The 25,071-nt window shown below is 38.8% G+C and carries 21 protein-coding genes and 2 pseudogenes; 9 read left to right on the forward strand and 14 right to left on the reverse strand.

The genetic code is table 11. The features are described from left to right. Nucleotides 1-464: 464 nt before the first annotated feature. Together M1E93_RS11300 and M1E93_RS11305 are read left to right on the forward strand one after the other, a co-directional pair. Nucleotides 465-2,108, forward strand: a complete 1,644-nt coding sequence (locus tag M1E93_RS11300; RefSeq protein ID WP_426206926.1) for a hypothetical protein — start codon at nt 465-467, stop codon at nt 2,106-2,108. Between the two features lie 48 nt (nt 2,109-2,156). Next, nucleotides 2,157-3,104 (forward strand): IS30 family transposase, encoded by a 948-nt coding sequence (locus tag M1E93_RS11305; protein ID WP_140035165.1) that lies wholly within the window; start codon nt 2,157-2,159, stop codon nt 3,102-3,104. A 26-nt stretch (nt 3,105-3,130) separates the two neighbouring features. Here the strand turns inward: M1E93_RS11305 and M1E93_RS11310 are convergent. Then, a pseudogene (locus M1E93_RS11310) lies at nt 3,131-3,373 on the reverse strand (aspartate/glutamate racemase family protein); the annotation flags it as partial. A gap of 238 nt (nt 3,374-3,611) precedes the next feature. Here M1E93_RS11310 and M1E93_RS11315 point away from each other — a divergent pair. Then, on the forward strand, nt 3,612-3,944 hold the full coding sequence (locus tag M1E93_RS11315; protein ID WP_004919278.1) for an MliC family protein: 333 nt from the start codon (nt 3,612-3,614) through the stop codon (nt 3,942-3,944). A 60-nt stretch (nt 3,945-4,004) separates the two neighbouring features. Here the strand turns inward: M1E93_RS11315 and M1E93_RS11320 are convergent, their stop codons facing one another. From M1E93_RS11320 to M1E93_RS11330, 3 genes are all read right to left on the reverse strand, one after another. Then, nucleotides 4,005-4,631, reverse strand: a complete 627-nt coding sequence (locus M1E93_RS11320; protein WP_104873424.1) for a glutathione S-transferase family protein — start codon at nt 4,629-4,631, stop codon at nt 4,005-4,007. A 155-nt stretch (nt 4,632-4,786) separates the two neighbouring features. Then, nucleotides 4,787-6,511 (reverse strand): M66 family metalloprotease, encoded by a 1,725-nt coding sequence (locus M1E93_RS11325; protein ID WP_426207287.1) that lies wholly within the window; start codon nt 6,509-6,511, stop codon nt 4,787-4,789. 19 nt (nt 6,512-6,530) lie between these two features. Next, the gene (locus M1E93_RS11330) at nt 6,531-7,478 is read right to left on the reverse strand and encodes an IS30 family transposase (RefSeq protein WP_140035165.1); all 948 of its coding nucleotides are present in this window, start codon (nt 7,476-7,478) and stop codon (nt 6,531-6,533) included. A gap of 104 nt (nt 7,479-7,582) precedes the next feature. Here M1E93_RS11330 and M1E93_RS11335 point away from each other — a divergent pair. From M1E93_RS11335 to ttcA, 3 genes and pseudogenes are all read left to right on the forward strand, one after another. Continuing rightward, nucleotides 7,583-8,038, forward strand: a pseudogene (locus tag M1E93_RS11335) (aspartate/glutamate racemase family protein); the annotation flags it as partial. A 443-nt stretch (nt 8,039-8,481) separates the two neighbouring features. Beyond that, a complete protein-coding gene (locus M1E93_RS11340) occupies nt 8,482-8,730 on the forward strand; it encodes a helix-turn-helix domain-containing protein (protein WP_004919272.1) in 249 nt (82 codons plus the stop codon). A 1,438-nt stretch (nt 8,731-10,168) separates the two neighbouring features. After that, entirely contained in the window at nt 10,169-11,083 is a 915-nt protein-coding gene (gene ttcA, locus M1E93_RS11345; RefSeq protein WP_060561302.1) for a tRNA 2-thiocytidine(32) synthetase TtcA, read from the forward strand. Nucleotides 11,084-11,427: 344 nt separating this feature from the next. Here ttcA and zntB read toward each other — a convergent pair whose 3' ends face one another. Together zntB and M1E93_RS11355 are read right to left on the reverse strand one after the other, a co-directional pair. Continuing rightward, on the reverse strand, nt 11,428-12,411 hold the full coding sequence (gene zntB / locus M1E93_RS11350; RefSeq protein ID WP_004919264.1) for a zinc transporter ZntB: 984 nt from the start codon (nt 12,409-12,411) through the stop codon (nt 11,428-11,430). Nucleotides 12,412-13,121: 710 nt separating this feature from the next. Next, complete coding sequence (locus M1E93_RS11355) at nt 13,122-14,744, reverse strand: peptide ABC transporter substrate-binding protein (protein ID WP_004919261.1); 1,623 nt, start codon at nt 14,742-14,744, stop codon at nt 13,122-13,124. Nucleotides 14,745-15,189: 445 nt separating this feature from the next. Here M1E93_RS11355 and tpx point away from each other — a divergent pair, with 445 nt between their 5' ends. Further along, nucleotides 15,190-15,693, forward strand: coding sequence for a thiol peroxidase (gene tpx, locus M1E93_RS11360; protein ID WP_014658239.1), 504 nt, complete (start codon nt 15,190-15,192; stop codon nt 15,691-15,693). Between the two features lie 46 nt (nt 15,694-15,739). Here tpx and M1E93_RS11365 read toward each other — a convergent pair whose 3' ends face one another. From M1E93_RS11365 to pspA, 8 genes are all read right to left on the reverse strand, one after another. Further along, entirely contained in the window at nt 15,740-16,114 is a 375-nt protein-coding gene (locus M1E93_RS11365) for a hypothetical protein (protein WP_014658238.1), read from the reverse strand. A 177-nt stretch (nt 16,115-16,291) separates the two neighbouring features. Further along, nucleotides 16,292-17,851, reverse strand: a complete 1,560-nt coding sequence (gene tyrR, locus M1E93_RS11370) for a transcriptional regulator TyrR (RefSeq protein ID WP_426206929.1) — start codon at nt 17,849-17,851, stop codon at nt 16,292-16,294. A gap of 236 nt (nt 17,852-18,087) precedes the next feature. Further along, complete coding sequence (locus M1E93_RS11375; protein WP_004919253.1) at nt 18,088-19,143, reverse strand: YcjF family protein; 1,056 nt, start codon at nt 19,141-19,143, stop codon at nt 18,088-18,090. After that, nucleotides 19,140-20,537 carry a YcjX family protein gene (locus M1E93_RS11380; RefSeq protein WP_426206931.1) on the reverse strand — a complete coding sequence of 466 codons (1,398 nt, stop codon included), beginning with the start codon at nt 20,535-20,537 and terminating at the stop codon, nt 19,140-19,142. Before M1E93_RS11380 ends, M1E93_RS11375 begins: the two co-directional genes overlap by 4 nt. A gap of 120 nt (nt 20,538-20,657) precedes the next feature. Then, complete coding sequence (locus M1E93_RS11385; RefSeq protein ID WP_004919249.1) at nt 20,658-20,840, reverse strand: hypothetical protein; 183 nt, start codon at nt 20,838-20,840, stop codon at nt 20,658-20,660. Between the two features lie 89 nt (nt 20,841-20,929). After that, complete coding sequence (pspC, locus tag M1E93_RS11390) at nt 20,930-21,283, reverse strand: envelope stress response membrane protein PspC (protein ID WP_014658236.1); 354 nt, start codon at nt 21,281-21,283, stop codon at nt 20,930-20,932. Further along, nucleotides 21,283-21,513, reverse strand: coding sequence for an envelope stress response membrane protein PspB (pspB, locus tag M1E93_RS11395; RefSeq protein WP_004919244.1), 231 nt, complete (start codon nt 21,511-21,513; stop codon nt 21,283-21,285). The genes pspC and pspB overlap by 1 nt, the downstream gene beginning before the upstream one ends. Nucleotides 21,514-21,593: 80 nt before the next feature. Further along, entirely contained in the window at nt 21,594-22,265 is a 672-nt protein-coding gene (pspA, locus tag M1E93_RS11400) for a phage shock protein PspA (protein WP_004919242.1), read from the reverse strand. Nucleotides 22,266-22,549: 284 nt separating this feature from the next. Between pspA and pspF the strand changes: the two genes are divergently transcribed. Further along, the gene (pspF, locus tag M1E93_RS11405; RefSeq protein WP_004919240.1) at nt 22,550-23,563 is read left to right on the forward strand and encodes a phage shock protein operon transcriptional activator; all 1,014 of its coding nucleotides are present in this window, start codon (nt 22,550-22,552) and stop codon (nt 23,561-23,563) included. A gap of 550 nt (nt 23,564-24,113) precedes the next feature. After that, nucleotides 24,114-24,722, forward strand: coding sequence for a hypothetical protein (locus tag M1E93_RS11410; RefSeq protein WP_004919238.1), 609 nt, complete (start codon nt 24,114-24,116; stop codon nt 24,720-24,722). Nucleotides 24,723-25,071 lie beyond the last annotated feature (349 nt).

Genomic DNA, 25,071 nt, shown 5'->3' on the forward strand with positions numbered 1-25,071 from the left:
TGATGTCACCAATATTTAACATGGCGATAACATAGATATACATTAATGAAACATATATTCCAATTTTTATTATATGAAAATTTTGTTTTTGTTGTGTTGATAACGAAATTAAGTGGAAAGTCAGAAAATTATGTTACAAAGATCACAGATTTCTCTCATTCTATCCCCTGATTAAGGGGACTTCGGCGCCTTTTTTACCCCTTGAGATCTTGGTGATTTCTTTCGTAAAGAAATGAAATATTCATTCTATTTTATTAACCGATGGGATTATCTCTAAGCGAATTGCTATTAATGAATAAATCAAGAAATTCAAGTGTTCAGAATGAAAAATTGACTGATTATTTGGCTAAATTAAGATTAACTATAAAATAATTTGCTTATCATTTTTATTTTTTTCTTTATTATCTAATACTGCTAATAAAATGAAGATATTAGCAATAAACTAATCAATTAAAAGGATTTATATGCTAGCTTTGACAATTTGCATTTGCCAAAATCGTCATGAAGTGATGATACCGACAACACAATTAAATAAAGAAAATGATACTCATTCATCTCATTTATTAGGTCTTAATGACCTTAATAATAACCCAAATACACTGTTTGATTTTTGGCAATCGTTGATAGATAACCTTGTTATCTCACGGTTATTTGATACACAGATTAATAATCATGCGCTGATTAAAAAAATGACCGATGAACAAGGGGTGTATAATAAGTTATTGTCTGAATACAAAGAAAAACTAGGGAAAGTTTTTTACTATAATACAAATAATTATCCAAGTGATATCCAAGGGGATCTTAAGGGGAATGTATTTTATGCTCAACATAGCATTATCCCAGCCATTAATCGAATTGATGATGATATACAACCTCATCTCGTTTCAGGCCGTAAAACATTGGTGATATTTAAGCCTCATGAAAAAATCAAAGAAAATGAGCAATTAAATATTAAGGTCTATAATGAGGATAATGAAAAGATATATTCAACCTACCTACTTCCACCATCAAAACTGCCTAAAATTGCAGGCACTGAGCAACGGTTTACCCGCTTAACACCTGACGATTTTACTATTCCTAAATCGTTTGATTTTACTATCAATGCATCAAAAAAGATTAAAGAATTGACTGAGAGCACAAACTACCTCAATCAACTTATGACCGAAAATGACATTATTAGAGTCGATATTGATGCTGAAAATTTATCTATTAACTTAGATAGTTTAAAAAAACGCCCGAATAAAAAACTCATATTGAATTTAGCGGATAATATCGATGCAAATATTAAATATAGAAATAATTCAATACCTCTCTCTGCACAGCAATCTTTTGTTATGATAAGCGATGAAACAGGTCGTTGGTTTACTCGTGACGAATCTAGATTGTCTTTTCACTATCAACAAGCGTTAAATATTGATAAATACAAAACCCCCGAAACCTTTGATGTGGAATTTACGACAAATGATGATATTAATCATATCTCTAAGAACCCCAAATTATTCCAAGATATTATTAAAAAAAATGACACTATTAAAATAGCAACCAGAGATTACCATTGGGCGAAAGATTTTATTATCCCCAATAGTAAACAATATGCCAATAAAAAAATACTTTTCACTTCTCAAGCTTATTTTAATAGTGATATTACCTATGGCGATAATGAAGTTAGAATTACTACGGGTGAAACTAAGCTTTTTATTAGTGATGATGAAGGTGTATGGTCAATTTACTCTTCGGATACCCAAAGTACGGTTAACTATGCCTTGCCTCAATCATTTGATATCAAGATAAATAAAAACAAGGAATTGCAAAAAATATCAAAAGATATTTGCTATTTTAACGAAGTTATCAATAACAATGATAACATCCATATCGCAACGCGTAATGCTAATTGGGCCCGTCATTTTACATTAGAAACTCATCCCAATTTTAAAAATAAAAAAATTTATTTTTCATCAGAGGCTGACTATGACAGTCATGTTTTCTATGGTGACCAAAAAATAACGATAAAAAAAGGTGATAGCCAATTATTTGTTTGTGATGAATTTGGTTCGCGAATTCAGATAATAAGTGCAACGCTCGGTCATGTTAGATGGAAGGACGGTTAGCTACTGATAAGCTATCCTGCTCTTCCGACCAAAGATGAGCGAGTAAGTATGAAGTATCAGCAACTAACCGAAGGACAACGATACCAGATATCGATACTGCGTGAGGATAATTTATCCTGCCATGAGATAGGTATCCGTATCGGTGTAAGCAAGTCCACGGTCTCCCGTGAACTGAGGCGTAACACTTCAGATACTGGTTATAACCCACAACAGGCACACCAGAAGTGCTGTGATAGGCGGCTGTCATCTGCCAAAAGGACAATTCCTCAGCAGACCATAGATTTCGTGATATTTGCTCTGGAGTGGAAGTGGAGTCCTGAGCAAATAAGTGCAATTGGCAGCATTATTGGTCTTAGCGTCAGCCATGAATGGATTTACCAGTATATCTATGCGGATAAGCGTAGCGGTGGCGAGTTGTACAGGCATCTTAGGCAGGGCAAACGGCGATATCGTAAGGGCTACGGGCAGAAACGAGGGCGCATCCCTGATGCGGTATCCATTGAGCTACGGCCGTCAGTCGTCGATGACCGTAGCCGTCTGGGGGACTGGGAGGCCGATTTGGTGCAGGGTAAACAGGGCACTGGTGCTATCGTGACACTGGCAGAACGCAAAAGCCGTATTTACCTGACAAAAAAGGTGTTTTCAAAGGATGCGGTGGAAGTCAGTAAGGCCATTATCTCACTGCTGAGTGAGTATCAGGATGTATGTCACACAATAACGTTCGATAACGGTCTAGAGTTTAGTGAGCACAAGGCGATAGCAGAAGCACTGAACGCAGATACGTACTTTGCCCATCCGTATGCCTCGCATGAGCGTGGGCTGAACGAGAATACGAATGGGTTGTTAAGACAGTTTATCCCGAAAGGAACAGACCTGCGGACAGTGACAGAAGAAGACTTACAACGCTATCAGGGAGCGTTGAACAGCAGGCCACGCAAGTGTCTGGGGTTCAGACAACCTTCGGTGGTGTTTGCGGAGCTAAGAAAGGCGGCTTAGCGTTGCACTTCGGACTTGAATCCGCCAAGTACAACAAAGTCAGCACCTGCTTGCTCTACGTTTTTTCCTGCCTGCGCAAGGTATTGACCCGCAAGCTCCCATTGCCCTGCCGATTGCATATGTTCTATTTCAGCGAAATCGACACTATATAAAGCGATTTTTGCTGAATGAAGACCGCCAAGCTGTTGCTTGATGCCTTCATTAATCTGCTGGTAGTAAAGCAAAGTTGATTCCCAACTCATTCCCCCGATTAAACCAATTGTTTTCATATCCGTTTCTCCATTATATTTTTTATAACTAAGAATACTTCTATAACAACTATTTTTTTAGGGCAATAGATTATTTAAGCTATTAAAATAACAAGTAGAAACTCTTAGATAAATTAAAAAAATAAAATGAAATGACGAAAAAAGAATAATTACGGATGAATCTTATGTATCAAAAAATGAGATTTGTCATGATATCGCCGAGAGGTAAGAACCTCTCAAAGCGATTTAAGGAGAAAAAATGCGTAAAGTTATTTCAGTTTCGGCTATAGCACTTGTTTCTGCATTAACAGCGTCATCTGCTTTTGCGGCAAAAACGGACACTTATAAGTGTGAAGATCAGAAAATTAGGGTTTCATTCCCTGATGAAAATACCGCTGTGATGCTTTATAGCGATGAACTTATCGTGTTAAAAAGCGCTCCAGCAGCAAATGGTGCTCGTTATGTTGGCGAAAACATGCAGTTGTGGTCTCATGGGAAGAATGAGTTTAATTTAGCCACAATTTCTGAAGATGATGTTGTTAACAATCGCATTACTGATGATAAAGGCCGTACTTGTAAATTAGTCAAATAATTAATGGAGTGTGCTAATTTATTTAGCACACTCTACTTTACTAATTATCGGTTATTGAAATTAAGGGATATTGGGGTCTAAATATAATTTAGCGGCAGGACGCGTTAATACTTGCTGATAATATTGTGAAATAGCAGGGGTGTTTGGCCTAATAATCGGTGTAAGCAACCAGCGATGTATAGAGAGTGCTAGAGTAATATCGGCTACCGTAAATTGTTTTCCATTAATAAAATTACCATTTTTTTCAAGCTCTGCTTCAAGCAGCAGCATTTTACTGTTCCACTCATCAGTACTTTTAGCTATCAATTCAGGGTACTGGATAAAACTATCACTTTTCCGAACAAGTGCCATAAAAGCAGCACGCCATGCGCTGTTTAGTTCAGTTGCTTGCCAATCCATCCATTTTTCAACGTCTGCTTTTTCTTCTGGGCTTTCAGGCAGCAGATCAAAGCGTTGTGCCTTGGTGGCAATATAGCGGCAAATTGTATTACTTTCCCACAAAATACCATTTTCGTGGGTTAATACGGGGACGAGCCCATTAGGATTAAGCTTAAGATAATCAGCAGATTTTAGGCTTAACTCATCTCCCCATTGTGGCTCATGAATGAAGGGAAGTTGAGCTTCTTGTGCAGCCCACAGGACTTTGCGAACATTGATTGATGTGGTACGACCTAGGATCTTTAGCATAACGGCCTCGAAAAGCATCAATAAGAAATAATGGGAATAACATAGCTCTATAGGAAGCGCAATTTAAATGTGGTGATATCAGCTAAAAGCGCCATTATTGCTAATGGCGACGATGAAACGACGCCTATACGTATTGTAGTAGGCGTACACAAGAGTTAACTTTGAATAATACCATTGATGGTGGTAGGAAGAGGTTGATCAGTTAGTTCAATATGCTGTGATGAGACTCGTTGCCCTTTAACATATAACTCTGCTTTTACTGGCTCTAAGCGACGTTCAATATTAATGTGGAACTTATTCATTAACTGGCTAATAAATCGGTGTTGATCAAGTTGATATTGTTTTACCTCACCATTACGTAGCGTCACTGCAAGATATGGTTTAGTCGTATCGATAGTATCGTTGTTGTATACCATCCCATAAGAGCCTTCTAACGCAGGGTAGATATAGCTTTTTAATTGATTTTGTGGGTCATAAAAACCGACTAAAGTGACAACCGGAACGCCTTGCTTTACGGGTTTTTGAATGAAGGTTAATTCAGAGGACGGCTCCCATGAATCTCCATTTGAAACATAATACACTTTTGTATTGTGGCTGATTATCTGCTTATTACCATTAACATGTAGTTTAATACTCCATTGAGAAGTGCAATCTATCTCAATCACTTTATTTTTATTGCTGTGATCCGCTTGAGGTAGATAAATATTGGGTGGGTAGTGAGAATTATAACTCTCTATCTTTATATGGTCATTTTTATTAAGTAGCGCTGATAAAGTTGTCTCCGTAACATCTTGATTATCTACTATTGGTACATCTACAAAAGAAATATTTTTTGTATGAGGAGGCAGGTACTCTTGCATTGTTTGTGTATTGGGATCCCACTTTTGATAACCTGTTGACGATGTTTTGCTAAATATTGCAGAGTTCTCGAAAAAATGTTGAATAGCTTGAGCCGTTGTTGGGGTATGTAATGTGTACGCATTGTACGCTTTATCGTATAGCTCACCACCAGACATAGCATCTTTTAGCATTGCATGTTGCATATAGGGTTCTGCTTTTTCTGCATTAGGATCACGCGCATCTAAAACCGTGTACTTATTTGTTTTCTTTTTTTCAAAGTTAGGAATAAAAAAGTTGTTGTCGGCATCCCATCCCCATGTTGAATTAGGTTTATCGGGGGTTGCATGAACACCGCCTTTAAATCCCTTAAAGTAATGACCAATCTTATAATTATGACCCAGTTCATGACTAAATTCATTATCTACGGTATTGTATAATGTGGCTTTTCCCGCTCCTCCTGACCAACCGTGCTCTTGTAAACCATTTTTATATATACCACGGGAATTATGTATCGTAATTTGTGCGGTAGGTAAGTAGTTATTTTCTTTTGTCGCCGATGAATGAACGCCGTAATTGGCTAAATTAATGCCATCTGAAATAAGATCTTTAGAAATTTGCTCTCGCATATCCCCATTATGCCCATCTCCATCATCATCTGAACGATGAGTTAAATGTTTTCCTGAAGGAAGAACAATCTCTTTTAAGTGGATCGGAGCGTAGTGAGAGACGATTAAACGATTAATAGGGATTTGTTGGAAATATTGGCGTTGTAATTCAGCATTTTTTTGAAATGCTAATTCTCCTCTATAGGGAGTCAACATGCCGATATCGATAGTATGGAGCAGAAGTTCTGTTGGGGCTCCGACATAAATATCAGATAGCGTACCTTGTTTTCCATGATAATCGAATTCCAACCTTATTTTGGGCTTAATGTATTCAGCAGGAATAGCAACAGACCAGCCATTTTCGATATACCTGATTTCATCACTGTCATCATTAATTAAAGGCTCACCTTCATATGTACGCCAAAAACGGCGGATTCAAGTCCGAAGTGCAACGCTAAGCCGCCTTTCTTAGCTCCGCAAACACCACCGAAGGTTGTCTGAACCCCAGACACTTGCGTGGCCTGCTGTTCAACGCTCCCTGATAGCGTTGTAAGTCTTCTTCTGTCACTGTCCGCAGGTCTGTTCCTTTCGGGATAAACTGTCTTAACAACCCATTCGTATTCTCGTTCAGCCCACGCTCATGCGAGGCATACGGATGGGCAAAGTACGTATCTGCGTTCAGTGCTTCTGCTATCGCCTTGTGCTCACTAAACTCTAGACCGTTATCGAACGTTATTGTGTGACATACATCCTGATACTCACTCAGCAGTGAGATAATGGCCTTACTGACTTCCACCGCATCCTTTGAAAACACCTTTTTTGTCAGGTAAATACGGCTTTTGCGTTCTGCCAGTGTCACGATAGCACCAGTGCCCTGTTTACCCTGCACCAAATCGGCCTCCCAGTCCCCCAGACGGCTACGGTCATCGACGACTGACGGCCGTAGCTCAATGGATACCGCATCAGGGATGCGCCCTCGTTTCTGCCCGTAGCCCTTACGATATCGCCGTTTGCCCTGCCTAAGATGCCTGTACAACTCGCCACCGCTACGCTTATCCGCATAGATATACTGGTAAATCCATTCATGGCTGACGCTAAGACCAATAATGCTGCCAATTGCACTTATTTGCTCAGGACTCCACTTCCACTCCAGAGCAAATATCACGAAATCTATGGTCTGCTGAGGAATTGTCCTTTTGGCAGATGACAGCCGCCTATCACAGCACTTCTGGTGTGCCTGTTGTGGGTTATAACCAGTATCTGAAGTGTTACGCCTCAGTTCACGGGAGACCGTGGACTTGCTTACACCGATACGGATACCTATCTCATGGCAGGATAAATTATCCTCACGCAGTATCGATATCTGGTATCGTTGTCCTTCGGTTAGTTGCTGATACTTCATACTTACTCGCTCATCTTTGGTCGGAAGAGCAGGATAGCTTATCAGTAGCTAACCGTCCTTCCATCTAACATGACCGAGCGTTGCACTTATTATCTGAATTCGCGCTTTGTACTAATACAATGCACAAAGTTGCCGAGCAAATTGAGAATAACATTAATATTCCTTTACTGCATATTGCTGATGCGACTGGCGAACGCATTATCAATTCAGGCATTAGAAAAATCGGTTTATTAGGTACGGCTTTTACGATGGAGCAACCTTTTTATAAAGATCGTCTTCATGAAAAATACAATTTATCTGTGCTCACACCTAACGACCAAGATAGAAAAATTGTTCATGACATCATTTATCAAGAGCTGTGCCTAGGAAAAATCACTAACGGATCTAAAAAGCAATATCAACGAATTATGGCATCACTGGTTGAAAATGGCGCGGAAGGGATCATTTTGGGTTGCACAGAGATCACGCTATTGGTAGATCAAAATGATACATTGGTACCTATTTTTGATACAACGGCTTTACATGCTCAAAAAGCTGTTGATTTTGCTTTAAGCGAATAATAAATATTTATTTCCTTGAAAATAGCACCTTACTATTATTAGCTCAAAATAGAGTAAGGTGATCTTATGAGGTTAAATACTTTATTGATAATAGACCTTCTATTTTTGAAACAGATAAAGTGGGATAGATTTATCGTTTTTACTTTTAATTGTATTTACCTCATTTTTCGTCATTTCTTACCATGAACTAAGTGGATTTACTTAACTTTTCTTATGTTAAGAAAAATTATTTATCCAGTGATATTAGTTTTAATATCTATAACTGTACAAATCTGACATTTTTTAGATTCATTTATCGCCAAATTCACTATTAGATAAATATAAAATTTCCATATGATTATTTTGACTTTATGAAATACACTTTTTTAGCAGAATAATACTATTGAATTAATCATATTATTTCTGATAATAGCCTTACATTTTACGCTATGGATAATTGACTCATGAAGCAACCAAACTTTAGAGGAATCGCTTTAGGCAACTATATTAGAAAACTACGTACATCCCGAGGTATCTCTACAGAAGCCATGGCTGCTGCATTAAAAATATCAGAACGAAACTATATTCAATATGAAGAAGGAAGCGTCTCTATTTATGTGGAACACCTAATGATTGTTTCTAGTATACTGGATGTGGATATTAAACATTTGCTTGAAGTTTTTGAAAAACCAGGAAAACCAACTTGGATATAGATATTGACTGTCCTTCCTTCCCCCCTGAATATACAGCAGGGCTAAACGCCCTACTGTTTCCAATGTTATTTAATTTTTTGTTATTCTTAGTATTATTCTAATGATCATTTTATGATAAAGACTAGCTAGTAAATTTAATAATTAATAGTTTTAAATGAATAATAAAATTTAACAATATGAGTTAAATAAGTTAACAAGCATGCGCTTTACAAAAAAAACAGTAATAATCGCTCAATATTAATGTGTTATTGCTACTTTTATTAGCAACTATGCCACCGTATTTTTTAATATCTAATTGATAAAGCAATGCATTATCAAAATATCAACGAGATATACTGTGAATTTCTAGCTGTTTTTTAATGCGTTAATAATTTTCACTGCCCTAAAATTTATTCTAATCCAATCGCAACATCAAAGCTAAACCACTTTATGGTGGCAGCCAATATTTTTGATTTCTTACCGACACACGATGTCAAAAACCCTATGCTTGACTGATAAACGCCATAACAGCACCAGCCAATGAAAAATCTACTTTTTATTCACTAATCACCATTGAATACACTTTTGATGACATTTAATCTTTATTTATTTAATATATAACTTAAGTTGATTTTTTATCTGGGGTATTGGGTGAGTAAATTACATAAATACTGCACAAGTCGGTATTCATTAGCCATTGTATTTTTCCTGATTTGGATGTTGATCCTTCCTAGTATGACGCTTGCCTCGATACTTGTGTTTAAATATCGAGTGCTAGATGTAAATCATGCCTATTCACTTATGTTAGTCGTTTTATTTGTCAGGATTTTTTTATCCATTATTGTGATTCTATTTCTATCTTGCATGACATGGATAAAACCATCGATATGGCGGGTTATCGCTTTATCTGTTGTGTTAATGCAATTTGTTTTATGGCTAGATTCATACATACCTTGGCTAACTAATCTCCGGCACTAATGCCGCCATTATCGCATGCCAACCGATATAATTTATTGATATATAAGTACCTCTATCACTATGGAACCCACGCTTTTTAGAGGTTGTAATGCGCGTTGCTACGATACCTAAAGATTCTAGGATTTAACAGATTTGAGTTTGAGCTTTTGACTATAACTTCCTATTTTTCATTGTGTTATGAACACCACAATAATTGAGTTATCTTCCATTACTAAAGCTCCTCATTTATTAAAATGGATCAATTTTGACTTACCTGTATCGAAAGACCTCGTCCATCTGCTATTATGGCTGGCTTAGCAATTTCCTTACCGAGGATTGCCTTAAGTTTTTTGTTAGTGAGTTTATTGCCCGCATCCATAAAGCGCCTTATTTCTTATACAAAAGATACAGCAAGATGATAGGCCATGAGGACAATTAAAAACAAAAAACTTAAAAATCATTGAATTAAACAATAATCAGCAACGATACAGAACAGTAGAAAATGAACGCACAGAAAGAACAATATAACTTTAACAAGCTACAAAAAAAATTGCGCCGTGATGTAGGGCAAGCCATTGCCGACTTCAACATGATTGAAGATGGCGATCGGATTATGGTCTGCCTATCTGGTGGTAAAGACAGTTATACCCTACTTTCTATTTTGCAAAGCCTGCAAAAAAGTGCACCGATCTCTTTCTCGTTGGTTGCTGTTAACTTAGATCAAAAACAACCCGGTTTCCCCGAGCATATTCTCCCCGAATACCTTGAAAACCTCGGAATCGAGTACAAGATTGTTGAAGAGAATACCTATGGGATTGTAAAAGAGAAAATCCCAGAAGGGAAAACAACATGCTCACTATGCTCCCGTTTACGTAGAGGCATTTTATATCGTACCGCAACAGAATTAGGCGCAACTAAAATCGCACTAGGCCACCATCGCGACGATATCTTACAAACTCTTTTTCTAAATATGTTTTACGGTGGAAAACTAAAAGGTATGCCACCTAAATTAATGAGCGATGACGGTAAACATATTGTGATCCGCCCTTTAGCTTATTGCCGAGAAAAAGATATTGAGCGTTACGCCCAAGCAAAAGAATTTCCAATTATTCCGTGTAATCTTTGTGGCTCACAACCTAATTTACAGCGTCAAGTAATTAAAGATCTGCTACGTGATTGGGATAAACGCTACCCAGGTCGTATTGAAACGATGTTCAGAGCCACTCAAAATGTCGTTCCCTCTCACTTATGTGATACTGAGTTGTTTGATTTTAAAAATGTCGCTCATGGCGATACCGTCATCAATGGTGGCGATTTAGCATTTGATCGAGAAGAAATCCCCACACAACACCAAGTTGATGATGACGATAGACCTGAATTTACTGCGGAACGCCTGAATGTTATTGAGGTGAAATAACGCCATTGCCACCATCACTTTGTATGAAGGTGGCAAGATACTTATTTGTATCATGTTGCGCACCTGAATGTCGCTACCCCAACAAATATCCGTTTTGCATTCTCTACAATGTGAATGGATTGAAGGTAAATTTAGAATAAAAAAAAAGCCGATGCAATATACATCGGCATTACAGTGGTCAATTATTCTGTACAAGAACTCAATATGAGAAAAACTACAATTATGGAGCACAACGTTCATCGCTCAACGTTGCATTCACCTGCGGAATTAATAGTGCCCCAAATCAACGTACCTTTTATTGATTTATCTCAAACAAGGGTGGGTTAACACAGATAACTTTCTTTTTAAAGCCAACGGCTTTTTCTCAACCACCAAAAAACAGTACCAATTAATACCGCCAATAAGAGACAAAATACGCTGAATGCAAACCTAAATTCACTGCCAGGAATACCTGCTAAATTGACCCCAAATAACCCTGTTAAAAAAGTTGTTGGTAAAAAAATCATCGCAAGTAGTGACATCGTATAAATACGACGGTTCATCATTTCGGTCATCATATTGGTGATTTCATCAGACATAATTGCTGTACGCGAAACAAAACCATCCAAATCCTCAATACAACGCCCTAAACGATCGGAAATTTCCTGCAACCGCCGCCTATCGGTATCATCAATCCATAATAGCTTTTCTGTCGCCAAACGCGCCAACATATCCCGCTGTGGTGCCATATAGCGACGTATCACAATAATTTGTTTGCGTAATAACGCGAGTTCACCGCGCTCAGGGATTTCACCATTCAAAATGGTATCTTCCATCCCAATTAAACGTTCATGTAAAGTATCGGTAAAGTCGCTGATTTCATCAGTAATCGCATCCGCAACTTCCACCAGCCAATCTCCGGTACTTTGCGCACCAACCCCTTCTTGTAAGTCAATAATAACTGAATCGAGCGAATTTACTTTTCTATGGCGACTTGAAATAATCAATCGACTGTTAATAAAAACACGGAAAGCGACTAGCTGTTCAGGGCGCTGGCCTGCATTAGTGTTCAACGTTTGCAATGTTAATAAAATGCCATCGCCAACTCTCAAAATTCGCCAACGACCTGCATGGCCACAAAGCGCGGCTTTAACTTGTTCGCTAAACAGCTCTGAGTTTTGGATCCATTGCTCACTTTCACGATTTTTATAATCATAATGTAGCCAAAAAGGAGATTGTTGAGTGGCACTCGCGTTAACATCAAGGGGAATAAATCCACCCTCTCCATTTAATTGGAATGCATGTACAGGGTTTGAACTCTGAAATAATGAGCCATAAATCAACGCCATGCCGTTATCTCCTTCCTTTTAAGCCAGTTATCGTTATAGCATAGAGGGAATGTGCCGGAAATATCAAGGTGAAAAATAGCGTTGACCCAATTCACGGTTTTATCGTATCGATAATATAAGAAATATCTTAGATTAGATTGAATATATAGGTAACATAAAATATAGGTTGAATAACGCCTATTTTTGCTTATTAGCTTATCTCAAATAAGCCCTACCAAAGCTTGAAATATCAGTATGGTACTGTTAAATCACATTTAGAATATTTATTATTCTCCATATTTTCACCATACCTGCTTATTATCTATTCATCATGGTAGTCATAACAAAATTCGCAAGTCCCCACTATCCAGCCTAACGCCTATATTAATATGACACATCAAAGCGAGTATATTCTCTTCGCTTATTCGACGTAACATATAAAATTTTGTTTAATTAACAGACAGCTATCAGATAATACGTAAGAATAATGCGTTAAAATGAAAGTATAGTCAGTAGAAAAGAACGATTTGTTTTGCAACCGCCATTTTTGCTAAATACCAACATTACTTTGCCACAAAAGAACAATAAATTAACATCGGACTACATTAGTATTCACTTTGTAGTGTTTATTCCTTTTTTGGTCCTCCTTCTGTCTCTCCAGCGGAAGGAGCTTTTTCTTTTTTACACCCAAAAAAACAGCCCATATAAAAATATATAGGCTGCGTATGGCGTTAGTGTTCAATAATATAAAAACTATGGCTGTATGCCACATCTTCAGGGTTTTCTATTGGATACCCTTTTAACCATGGCTTAATCAAACGCCCATTCGTATACTGATATATTGGGGCAATCGGTGCTTCTTGAGCGATTATTTCTTCCGCTTGATTATAATAACGGTTACGCAACTCTTCGTTTGTCTCAATACTCGCCGAAGCCATCACCTCATCATATCTTTTGCTATTAAATTTGGGGATATTGCCACTGTGTTGAGCGGTTAATAACGATAAGAAGGTAGAGGGTTCATTAAAATCACCTATCCAAGATGCCCTAATGACGTCAAAGTTCCCCGTATTGCGGCTATCAATATAGGTTTTCCATTCTTGGTTGACTAGCTTAACTTCAGCCCCCAATTTTTTCTTCCACATTGAAGCCACAGCAATGGCAATTTTTTGGTGATTTTCCGAACTATTATACAGAAGAACCAATCTTAACGGGTTATTAGGCCCATAGCCTGCTGAATGCAATAGCGCTTTTGCCTTTTCATCTAACTCTTTTTGGGAAGCATTATCATACATCCCTTTTTGCGGTTTGAATCCGGCTGTCACGTCTGGCGTAAAACGATTTGCTGGCTTTTCCCCTGTACCTAATACTTTTTTAGCAATCAAATTACGATCAATCGTCATTGATAAGGCTTTACGCACACGAGCATCGTTAGTTGGCGCTCTTTGTGTATTAAATGCATAGTAATAAGTGCCTAATTGGTCAGGTGTGAAAACCTCATTAGGAATATCTGCCAGTAATTTTTGATAACGTTGTTTAGGGAAAGATTCTGTAATATCCAAATCCCCCGCTAAATAGCGATTTGTTGCATTTGACTCTTGGTTGATAGGAACAAAAGTCACTTTTGTGATCACAGTATTTGCATGATCCCAGTAGAATGGATTTGGTGTTAACACAATTTTTTCATTAACCATTCTATCCGATAATATAAATGCACCATTACCCACTAAATTACCAACTTTAATCCAATCCGCCCCATATTTTTCGACCGTCTTAGCATGAACAGGGAATAAGCTAAAGTTAGCCGTTAAGGATGGGAAATAAGGAATTGGCTTATCAAGCGTAATTTTAAGGGTTCGTTTGTCAATGGCTTCTACCCCCAGTTGGTCGGCAGGTAATTTCCCATCAATAATTTGTTGTGCATTATTAATACCAGCAAGGGCACCAAACCACGCAAACGGTGAGGTATTTTCAGGCATAACTAACCGACGCCAGCTATATACAAAATCGTCGGCTGTCACAGGGTCACCATTTGACCAACGCGCATCAGGACGTAGCTTAAACATCCACGTTTTATTATCCGTCGTGCTCCAACTTTGCGCAACGCCGGGGATAGGTTTCCCATGACTATCTTGATTAACCAACCCTTCGAATAAATCACGCATAACCTGAGCTTCAGTCAGCCCAACAGACTTTATCGGATCTAAGGATGCCGGTTCATCTTTTAGATGACGGGTCACCTCTTGCTTTTCTGCCAGTACTGTACCAGCAGGAATAACAGCCGAAACAGCAGGAGCAGCGGTAAACATCGCTGTAAAAATAATAGCTAAAGATGAAAGTGAGCGTTTATGCATTTTGGGATTCTGTCGTATTAGCAAATAAGGTTAACTGACAATTTCGTGCTACGAGACCGAAAAATCAGCTAAGCAAATATAAAAGATATTCTACATATTATGACTAATAAAATATCTTAGCTAGAGGTTGATGGCTTCACAAAACGACCAAGAACCCTTTAGGCATCATATTCTTTCATTGTTTAAAAATCTATATACTCTACTCTAATCTGTTTCCGATGACAGACTCTTTTCTCACCACTTTAACCCTTTCTAGGTATTGTGCTTTCCCCATGGAAAATCACTTGATTTAAAATAATGAGATAAGCACTTAATTAGCAATCAAAGCAAATTGGTTGTGTTATGTTGCTATTGAATTCATCTAGTGCTAGCTTGGTCGCTAGCAAGCTCATCAATAATAATATTCGTAGTTTCACAAACTTGCTCATATATGGGAGAAAATAATATGTCACAGTCCGTCAAGTTAAAAGGTAATGAAGTCACCGTTGATGGTGTATTTTTACAACCTGGCCATCAAGCAAAAGCATTTACCTTAGTGACTAAAGACCTTTCTGAAGCAACATTGGAAAGTTACAAAGGTAAACGTAAAGTTCTGAACATTTTCCCAAGTGTTGATACTGGTGTTTGCGCTGCATCTGTACGCAAATTTAACCAACTCGCCAATGACCTCAACAATACTGTTGTCCTGTGTATTTCTGCTGACTTGCCTTTTGCACAAGCACGTTTTTGTGGCGCAGAAGGTTTAGACAACGTTGTCACTCTTTCTACTTTCCGTCACCCTGAGTTTGCCAAAAACTATGGCGTTGCGATGACGAGTGGCCCACTAAAAGGGTTAACAGCACGTTCTGTTGTCGTATTAGACGAGAATGATAAAGTGATTTATAGCCAGTTAGTTCCAGAGATCACTGAAGAACCTGATTACGACAAAGCACTTGCTGCATTGAAGTAATCCTCAATAGCAGCCAGCCTAAAAACTGGCTGCTTATTCCCATCAACTATTCCACATAGAGCCAATTCAGTGGCTTGCCCTGTTTAGCATTCACTAAACTCGCAAACAGTTTATTTTCGCTCATCATATTGACTAACGAGTGAGAACAACAACTGAGGATTTTCATTGCCTGCTCTTTATTTGCGGGGCATGAGGATGTGAGGATATCAATAATAAGATCACGGGGTTTATTGCCATTTTTAACAAGGGCTTCCCATGTGAAACGATGGCGTTTTTCTAAATAGCGGGCTGCCGCTCTATTCATCAAATATAACTCAGCAGCCGAGGCCGCTGACTCAAACATATCATTTTTATAATGACGTTGATTGAGATACTCACGTAGTTTTGTATTCACAATAAAGTTAAGAGCGAATTGATCCATAGCAACTCCTTGCAGGCACACGGGCGGCCTTGCGATATCGGTTATCATCAATCAAAATACAGCTTTAACGTTTTTCAAATGAATATCCAGTTATTCTCAGTATAGTTTGCTTTTTGTGCTAAAAAATACCCGCAGTGATGAAATCATCGCCAACGATCACATTTTCATCAAAAAAAGTTATTCTTGCTCTTTTTTCTGGCTCAATCCATATTCGCGTAACTTATTCGCAATCGCGGTATGGGAAACGTCAAGGCGTTTTGCCAACTTCCGTGTACTTGGATAATCACGATATAAACGTGCGAGTACCGATGCCTCATAACGTTTTGTTATTTCATCTAACGAACCATTTAAAGGGTCAACAGCCACCGTTGGTAAATTATCTATTTCTGGCAAATCAATATCATGTGAATTGAGGACATCCCCTTCTAATTGAGTTAAGCCTTGATAAATGGCATTTCGTAACTGCCTTACATTACCAGGCCAATAATAGCGGCTTAGATAATCAACTAAGGAAGGTGCTAATCGAGGTTTAGGGATATTTAACTCTTTAGAAAAATTCGCGACAAAAACTTCGGTTAGCGGCAAGATATCTTCTTGTCTTTCACGTAAAGGAGGAATAGTTAAGCTCAAAACATTTAAGCGATAATATAAATCTTCCCTAAATTTTTTCTGTGCAACGAGCTCTGGCAGGTTCTTTTGTGTGGCACAAATGACCCGCACATCCACTTTCACTTCTCGCTCTTCACCGACGCGCCTAAATGTTCCATCATTCAGAAAACGCAATAGTTTTATCTGCATTTGCGGTGACATTTCCGCAATTTCATCCAATAATACCGTGCCACCGTTTGCCTGTTCAAAGAACCCTTTTTTCCCATCTAAGGCATTCGGATATGCCCCTGCTGCATAACCAAACAATTCACTTTCGACCACATCATCAGGCATTGAAGCACAATTCAGCCCTAAAAATGGCGCACTACCGCGTGCACTATGCAAATGACACGCTTTGGCTAGCATATCTTTACCTGTTCCCGTTTCCCCAACTAACAATAAAGGCTCATCTAACATTGCGATACGTTTAGCACGTTCGACAACATGTGACATGGCGGGGCTACTGGCAACGATAAGGTCAAAACCATCCACATCTGCACCCACAATTTGCTTGCGCTGTTTTTCTAATATCGCTATTGATTTTAGTAATAAAACAGCACCAGTACAGTGTGACTTGCCATTTTCATCCGCTAAGATGATTGGCGTGACTTGCATTAAATAGTCATTTCCTTTTACGGTTACTCTTTCCGTATAAGGCTCAGGCTCTTCTCGCTCAAACCAACGTTGTAAACCATGGTTACTAACCAGTTGCGAGAAAGTCTTTTGTTTTATCTTGGTTTCATCCACGCCAAAAATTTGTAATGACATTGGGTTAACCAATTCAATGTTTAGTTTATTATCGATGGATAAAACTGGTTCAGGGAATGAGTTTAATAGCGCCCACACCGCCTTATGCTCCCGCTCAGACGGCATGAAAAAGATACGACGTACATCAATTACGCCATTAATACGACGAATTTCTGCCATTAACGTGCTAAACACCTGAAAATCAACAGGCGTAAAATTGAGGTATATCCGTCTCTGCGCCGATATTTCAATGCCTTTAAGATCAATATTCTGTAGGACCAATAAATCAAGCAATTCACGAGTTAGACCGATACGGTCTTGGCAAGTCACTTCGAGGCGCATGGATAAAAACCTTTAGCAGAAACAATATAGATCTAATATTTTAGCTTGATTTACGGTAAGAATACAGCACATGTGTCACATATTGTTGACACTAATAATTTACAACGTGGGAAAATGGCAAAATTGCTATTACGACAATAAGTAATAATCAGGGATGGTTGTAGAGATAACCACTTTCTGTTTTTAGGCTGGCAAGTGTACTTTACTGTCAATCACACCTGCCAGCGATGAGACTTTTATTTAGCGTCTTTTTTGCTCGGAACCGCATTTTTTATTTGGCTCAGCAGTTGCCCTCGGAAATCAGCTAAACGCGGTTTATCATCAATCCACGGTAATGGGCGACACAACTCCATCGCTTTAATCCCTAATCTGGCGGTTAATAGCCCTGCACCAATGCCTTGTGCGGCACGAGTAGATAAACGAGCCGTAATATCTTGCGATAACCAGTCCATACCCACTTCACGGATCAGCTCTGACGCTCCGGCAAAAGCAATGTTAATTAATACCATTCGAAAGAGTCGAATGCGGCTGTAATACCCTAATTCAATGCCGTAAATTGCAGCAATTCTATTAATTAAGCGAATATTTCTCCATGCAATAAATGCCATATCAACAATGGCAAGTGGGCTGACCGCAATCATCAGAGCAGACTCGGCCGACGAGCGGCTGATCTCTTTACGTGCTTGTTCATCAAGAATCGGCTGAACTAATTTGCTATACAACTCAACCACTTCACGGTCATTGTGTGTTTCCTGTATCGTAGCCTGCCAACGTTGCACTGCGGGATGCTGCTCCGAAAGTGCCGACTGTTTTGCCAGTTTTTCACAAAAAACTTTCCCTTGCCCCATGCCATGGCTGTGTAGCAATTCCCTTGCAATATCACGCTCTTGAGCCCGCTCTTTTAAGCGATATAGACGCCGCCATTCTGTGGCAATTGATCCGACACCTGCAACGACAATTAGTCCTCCTGCGGCTGCTGTACCCAATGCAGTCCAATCTTGCGTGACCCATGACGTGTGGATCCAGATACCTAACTGAGCCATCACACTCACAGCAAAAATCCCAACTGCCGTTCCGACTAGCCTACGCCAGAAACTCCTTTTAGGCTTAAGCGCTTCGTTAATTAAACTTTCAACCTCACCTTCTTGCTCATCTTGCTCGGCCTCAATTTCTACGGGCGTAAATTTATGTTGCTCTTGCGGATCAAAGTGGCGTGCTTTTCTGAGTTTTTCAGCCTCTGCTGCTATATCTTCTTCGGAAAAATCAACTCGTTGTTTGATTGGTTCATTCATTTCAATTTATCTCCCAACAAGAACTCTAGTGCACTGTCCATCCGAATATGAGGTAACGGCTGATCTAACGGTGTTTGCCGAGGACGGAAGTTTTCAAACTCAAACCGCTGCTTTTGCCAAAAGACTTCACTCGGAAGCCTTTTTGGAACCTCCCCTGGATAGAATGTCATCGATTGACCATCGCTCAAACGTTCCCCTTTTAATGCTGGCAGCTTTTCACCTTGATAATCAACAATACCACTCTCTGTGGCTTGGATAGACGCAAGACCAATACAATCCATGCTAATTCCTTCGAATGCTGCGTTTTGCCAAGCCTCTTGGACCAACTGCTGTAATAACGACACTAGGTTAGCATGTTGATCTGGCGTGACATGGTCAGACTTACTTGCAGCAAATAGCAGCTTATCTATGCAGGGGGAAAACATACGTCTTAGTAGCGTTCGTTTACCATAATGGAAGCTACGCATTAGCTGTGTCAGAGCCATGCGCATATCGTTAAATGCGTCCGGACCACTGTTTAAAGGTTGTAAACAGTCCACCAGAACAATTTGCCGATCAAACCGTTGAAAATGGTCTTTATAAAAGCCTTTTACAACATTCTCACAGTAATATTGATAGCGACGCTGTAGCATACCAATGTTGGTATGCTTATCGGCTTGCGCCAGTTTTTTCTCACCATATTTTTCGATATTCGGCCATGGAAAAAACTGTAATGCTGGCGCTCCAGCAAGCTCCCCTGGAAGTACAAAACGTCCGGGTTGAATAAAATGTTGGCCTTGCGCTTTACACTCTTCTAAATACGTGGTGTAGGCCGTGGAAATTGCCGCGAGTAAATTTTCATCGGCGGGTGCGAGTGGGTCACATGACTCACATAATGTTAACCATGCTTGCGCAAGCTTACCTCGCTCCCCTTTTTGTAAGGTCTTCATTTGAGAAGACCATTCTAAGTAGCTTTGATCAAGCATAGGAAGGTCGAGTAACCATTCCCCTGGATAATCGATAATTTCCAGATATAAAGAAGAGTTATCAACAAAATGACGAAAAAATGAGTCTTCTGAGCGATAATGTAATTTCAAGCGTATTTCACTGACACCGCGTGTCGGCGTTGGCCATTGAGGGGGATGACCATATAATTGTGCGATCCCTTCATCATACGTAAAGCGCCGGATCGAAAAATCACGTTGCGGTATCCGTTTTACACCCAGTAAACGGTTATCTCGTGCGGCTGAAAATAGCGGTAAACGCGCACCACTATTTACATTTAATAGCTGATTTACAAGAGAAGTAATAAATGCTGTCTTTCCACTACGACTCAGCCCAGTTACGGCGAGCCTAACATGGCGATCGACACTACGATTCACCAAATCCGTCAATTCATTTTGCAGCCGTTTCATATTTCTCCCACTCGCTCAAATATTATTGATGCCTAATTTAGCATAAATTCAGCATCACTAATTTGTTGAGTGCAATTTGTTTTTATACGGTTCAATCAATAACCACTGTATTTTATACGATTATTTTACTATCCGTTTTGTTAAATAACCGATGACCCACTTACTGCCTACTATTTTGAGTATTTTGCCAAGAATACCTCCTGGCCCATAAGTTATGGCAAGTGTTGCAACTATCTTCAACCCTTTACTGAGTGCTTGTTTTTTGGCTTGTTGTTTGAGTTTACGTTTAATATTCGTTTGCATAGTGCCACCGCATGAATTTAAGCGTTGGATAGACATTTTAGGGAATAAAACAAAAGTCTTATTCCCCGAAATGTGAGGGCGCACATTAATTATAAATGACGAAACTTACTATTAACGGTATAGGTATCTGAGGTGACATAGCGCTCTATTTGGCGTAAGCGTAGTTCACCTGATTTTAACTGTGCATCAATTTCATTAAATAGTTTTGAAACTTCAACACTAACATCTTGACCTTGATAACCACTTGGAGCTTTAGGTAACACAAAACACATGACGATATATAAGACCAGTGTTAACCCGAAGCTCATAAAGAGTGCCAATATGGCAATCACCCTGACTAAGGCAACCGGTAAATCAAAAAATTGTGCGATACCGGCACACACTCCGCCAAAAACACGACGGTCAGTTAATCGATATAATTGGCGATTGCGAAAATCGGTCATTATTTTTGCCTCCAATTAGGATGTTCCGCATCCAGAATATCTTCCAACGTTTTAATGCGCTGTTGCATACGTTGTGTCTGCTCTGCAAGCTGAGTTAAACGTTGGATTTCATTTTCTGTTAGCTGGCTCCCCTGCCTGTTATTCTGTTTGTTGTAGTGTAACCACAACCAAAACGGCAGAATAAAAATGAGAAAAACAATCAGTACGAGAGACAGAAAAACATAGCCCATCACATTTCCTTATATCAAATGGTGGTATCCGCCTTCCCTAGCGCAGCCATTCGCTACGCTAAGGTTTAGGGATTACAAAATTACTGTTCTTTATTAGTGTTGATTTTAGCCTTTAATGCCGCTAATTGTTCACTAATTTCATCATCTGCTTTCAATTCAGCAAATTGTTGTTCCAATGATTTTTGTTTACCAATACCGTAGCTCTGAGCTTCACCTTCCATATGGTCAATACGGCGTTCGAACTGCTCAAAACGTGCCATTGCTTCGTCTAACTTACCACTATCGAGTTGACGACGAACATTACGGCTAGATTGTGCCGCTTCTAAACGCACCATCATGGATTGCTGTTTAGCGCGCGTTTCTTGCAATTTATTTTCAAGCTCAGTGATTTCACCTTTCAAGCGCGTTAGCGTCTCTTCAACAATAATAAGCTCATGTTTTAAGGTATCAACCATTGAGTTGACTTTTTGCTTTTCAATCAATGCGGCACGCGCAAGATCTTCTTTATCTTTCACAAGAGCCAATTCCGCTTTTTCTTGCCAATCAGCGACTTGCTTTTCGCCCATTTCGATACGACGCTCTAAACCTTTTTTCTCCGCTAAAGTACGAGCCGATGTCGAACGGATTTCAACTAGCATGTCTTCCATTTCCTGAATCATCAGGCGGATCATTTTTTGCGGATCCTCTGCTTTGTCCAGCAAAGATGCGATATTTGCATTAATGATATCGGCAAAACGTGAAAAAATACCCATTATTTATTTCCTCTTGATGGATTTTATCATTCAGTAGAGCCTCAACCCGATTTTGGCTTCCAACCAATACGTGATGCTCCGTTTAACTGTTTTCATCCGCCACATAACGTTGTGACAAGGACATTCCTTCTATTACGATTAATTTAGTGCAATCAGCGTGCCAACTTTCATAAAAATACATAACAATTTGAATTATAACCAATAAATTATTTTTGTATTCATTAGCGTCAATCTAGACTATATTTTAAATAGGCCAACAAAACCAACTATTGGTAAAAATAACCATGAAAAACACTAATGATACAATTATTGGTAACTCATCTAACTTTTTAGATGTACTTGAACGGACGTCTGAACTGGCTCAACTAAATAAACCCATATTAGTCATTGGTGAGCGCGGTACAGGTAAAGAGCTAATTGCCGATCGCCTACACTACCTTTCTCCTCGTTGGCAAGAACCCTTTATCTCCCTAAATTGCAGTGGACTCAATGAGAATTTGCTAGATTCTGAATTATTTGGCCACGAAGCAGGCTCATTTACGGGCGCTCAAAAACGCCATCAAGGTCGTTTCGAACGGGCAGATAAAGGCACGCTGTTCCTCGATGAACTTGCTACTGCGCCTATGTCCGTACAAGAAAAGCTTCTTCGTGTTATTGAATATGGCGAACTTGAACGTGTTGGTGGCAGTCAATCTCTGAAAGTCAACGTGCGTTTAGTGTGTGCGACAAATGCAAATTTACCTGAATTGGCAAAAGAGGGCCGCTTTCGGGCAGATCTACTCGATAGGTTAGCCTTTGAAGTGATCCGTATTCCACCTTTACGTGAGCGAGTGTCCGATATCATGCTCTTAGCCGAACATTTTGCCATCGCAATGTGTGGTGAACTCAAACGCCCATATTTCAGCGGCTTTAGTCCAAAAGCACAGCAAGCGTTAGAGCAATATCCGTGGCCGGGTAATATTCGTGAATTAAAAAATGTGGTTGAGCGTTCCGTTTATCGGCATAAAGATAATGATGCGCCTGTTGAAACAATTATTTTTGACCCTTTTGGTGAGAAACTCGCCGCCCTCTCAAACCCTGAAAAGATACCAGAGCAAAAAATATCATTACCCTCTTTGCCATGTGATTTACGCCTTTGGCAGCAGCAAAGTGAAAAACAATTACTTGAGCAAGCTTTACAACAGAGCCAATTTAATCAGCGTAAAGCCGCTCAGCGGTTATCTCTAAGTTATGATCAGCTACGTGGGTTAATTAAAAAACATCAAATTAATCTTGATAATTTATCAACTAATAATTAAATCGATATGATACTAAAATAAATTGAAAGCTCTGTTATTTATCTCTTATGGTGTTAAATATCCATTTCAGTCAACGTCAAAACGAAGCTGACTGAACATGGCATGATTGTCTTTAACAGTACTTAAATGCTATTTCTCGGCAATAGTAGCTACATTTGCAATTAATGAGTGATTAATCCATAAACTATCTTTTCTCCCTATTAATAGTATTATTCGTAGGGGGAGTAAGAACGTATATTTTTATTTGTTGTGTACAACATAATTGAGTAGATAAATAATGACCGAACTAAAATAGCCGATGTGATTTTTTAAATATTGTTAATCTTCATATATCACTCTACTATTACATTAAAGGATAAATGGCTAATATCTCGATTAGTAAATATACGTACATCTAATAAGTGTGAAATAAACTGCAAGTAGAGCTATCAAGTTAACTGAGTTTAATTTAATTAACATTACGAAAGCTAATCACTTAATTTTTATTTTATACGTTACTTGTCATTGACCGTTTTGTCACTGTTTATGGCTATATTTTTGAGGGTATAAAATGGCTATCATAAAAAAAATGATTTTATTCTCTTTATTGATAAGTTGCACTTACTCTGCACATGCAATCGGTATTATAAAAGCACTTTCTGCATGCGATAGTCGTTTTTTTGAAGAGATAAAACATAACCAAGAATTCGCAATGATCCCCCAAAATATCACTATCGCTGAATTATTTAGTCAATCAGGCATCAATATTCCTTTGCAATACACCACTAAAGATGGTTTAGAACTTACCCACTTTATTGCCATTGCTATTGATCTTGAGCGTTATAAAGAAATTTCTAATAACCGGATTGGGGGAAGGTTTTATTACTGGGGGTTTGAAACATCCATGCCAGAACAAGATGTCATTCAACATTTATCTCAGCACATCCCCCTGATTGAAGGGGCTGGCTATTTTGTCGCCAATTCAAAAATGCGAAATGCGATTTCTGAACCTTGGCAAAAAAACCTCACGCCAGTTAGCGGCCTGATCCCTGTTGGTGATTCCGCTGAAAAACTGTTTTTTATCGAAGCCAACAAGGAAAATAACACGGTTAAAATTATGTGTACTTTACAAGGCAATGTTGAAGAAAAGGATTTACAAGCCGTTGGGTTAATACACTAGCCGACCCTTATCCGTTTTGATATGTATAATCTATCTATTTTGAGATAAAAAAAAGCCAGCACCCATGCTGGCTATAAAAAAACACTGGAAGCAATGTGAGCAATGTCATGCCTGACCACAAGCTTTTTGCTTAGGAGGCAAAGCGAATGATAATAGTTATCAGTACCATTTGTAAAGCGGTTTAATGAGATTTTTTCTCATTTAATTATAATTAGATGAATTTTAATAATATTATTTTCCTTTTTCAGACTGTTTTCTATTCATGACGGCCCTGCTTGTCCTAAAAATAAACACTATTTTTGCTTATATCCTGTCAGCCCCTTTTTACGCTACAATAGGATATTTAAGG

The organism is Providencia sp. PROV272, assembly GCF_049901975.1.
In the GTDB taxonomy this organism is placed as follows: domain Bacteria; phylum Pseudomonadota; class Gammaproteobacteria; order Enterobacterales; family Enterobacteriaceae; genus Providencia; species Providencia stuartii.

Excerpts from the sequence above, each read along its gene's own strand:
- M1E93_RS11340 (WP_004919272.1), top strand. The coding sequence starts at position 8,482 with ATGAAGCAACCAAACTTTAGAGGAATCGCTTTAGGCAACTATATTAGA.
- pspF (WP_004919240.1), top strand. The coding sequence starts at position 22,550 with ATGAAAAACACTAATGATACAATTATTGGTAACTCATCTAACTTTTTA.
- pspC (WP_014658236.1), bottom strand. The coding sequence starts at position 21,283 with ATGACCGATTTTCGCAATCGCCAATTATATCGATTAACTGACCGTCGT.
- M1E93_RS11315 (WP_004919278.1), top strand. The coding sequence starts at position 3,612 with ATGCGTAAAGTTATTTCAGTTTCGGCTATAGCACTTGTTTCTGCATTA.
- M1E93_RS11385 (WP_004919249.1), bottom strand. The coding sequence starts at position 20,840 with ATGCAAACGAATATTAAACGTAAACTCAAACAACAAGCCAAAAAACAA.
- M1E93_RS11330 (WP_140035165.1), bottom strand. The coding sequence starts at position 7,478 with ATGAAGTATCAGCAACTAACCGAAGGACAACGATACCAGATATCGATA.
- M1E93_RS11305 (WP_140035165.1), top strand. The coding sequence starts at position 2,157 with ATGAAGTATCAGCAACTAACCGAAGGACAACGATACCAGATATCGATA.
- M1E93_RS11410 (WP_004919238.1), top strand. The coding sequence starts at position 24,114 with ATGGCTATCATAAAAAAAATGATTTTATTCTCTTTATTGATAAGTTGC.
- ttcA (WP_060561302.1), top strand. The coding sequence starts at position 10,169 with ATGAACGCACAGAAAGAACAATATAACTTTAACAAGCTACAAAAAAAA.
- pspB (WP_004919244.1), bottom strand. The coding sequence starts at position 21,513 with ATGGGCTATGTTTTTCTGTCTCTCGTACTGATTGTTTTTCTCATTTTT.
- zntB (WP_004919264.1), bottom strand. The coding sequence starts at position 12,411 with ATGGCGTTGATTTATGGCTCATTATTTCAGAGTTCAAACCCTGTACAT.
- M1E93_RS11320 (WP_104873424.1), bottom strand. The coding sequence starts at position 4,631 with ATGCTAAAGATCCTAGGTCGTACCACATCAATCAATGTTCGCAAAGTC.
- tyrR (WP_426206929.1), bottom strand. The coding sequence starts at position 17,851 with ATGCGCCTCGAAGTGACTTGCCAAGACCGTATCGGTCTAACTCGTGAA.
- tpx (WP_014658239.1), top strand. The coding sequence starts at position 15,190 with ATGTCACAGTCCGTCAAGTTAAAAGGTAATGAAGTCACCGTTGATGGT.
- M1E93_RS11375 (WP_004919253.1), bottom strand. The coding sequence starts at position 19,143 with ATGAATGAACCAATCAAACAACGAGTTGATTTTTCCGAAGAAGATATA.
- M1E93_RS11380 (WP_426206931.1), bottom strand. The coding sequence starts at position 20,537 with ATGAAACGGCTGCAAAATGAATTGACGGATTTGGTGAATCGTAGTGTC.
- pspA (WP_004919242.1), bottom strand. The coding sequence starts at position 22,265 with ATGGGTATTTTTTCACGTTTTGCCGATATCATTAATGCAAATATCGCA.
- M1E93_RS11365 (WP_014658238.1), bottom strand. The coding sequence starts at position 16,114 with ATGGATCAATTCGCTCTTAACTTTATTGTGAATACAAAACTACGTGAG.
- M1E93_RS11355 (WP_004919261.1), bottom strand. The coding sequence starts at position 14,744 with ATGCATAAACGCTCACTTTCATCTTTAGCTATTATTTTTACAGCGATG.
- M1E93_RS11300 (WP_426206926.1), top strand. The coding sequence starts at position 465 with ATGCTAGCTTTGACAATTTGCATTTGCCAAAATCGTCATGAAGTGATG.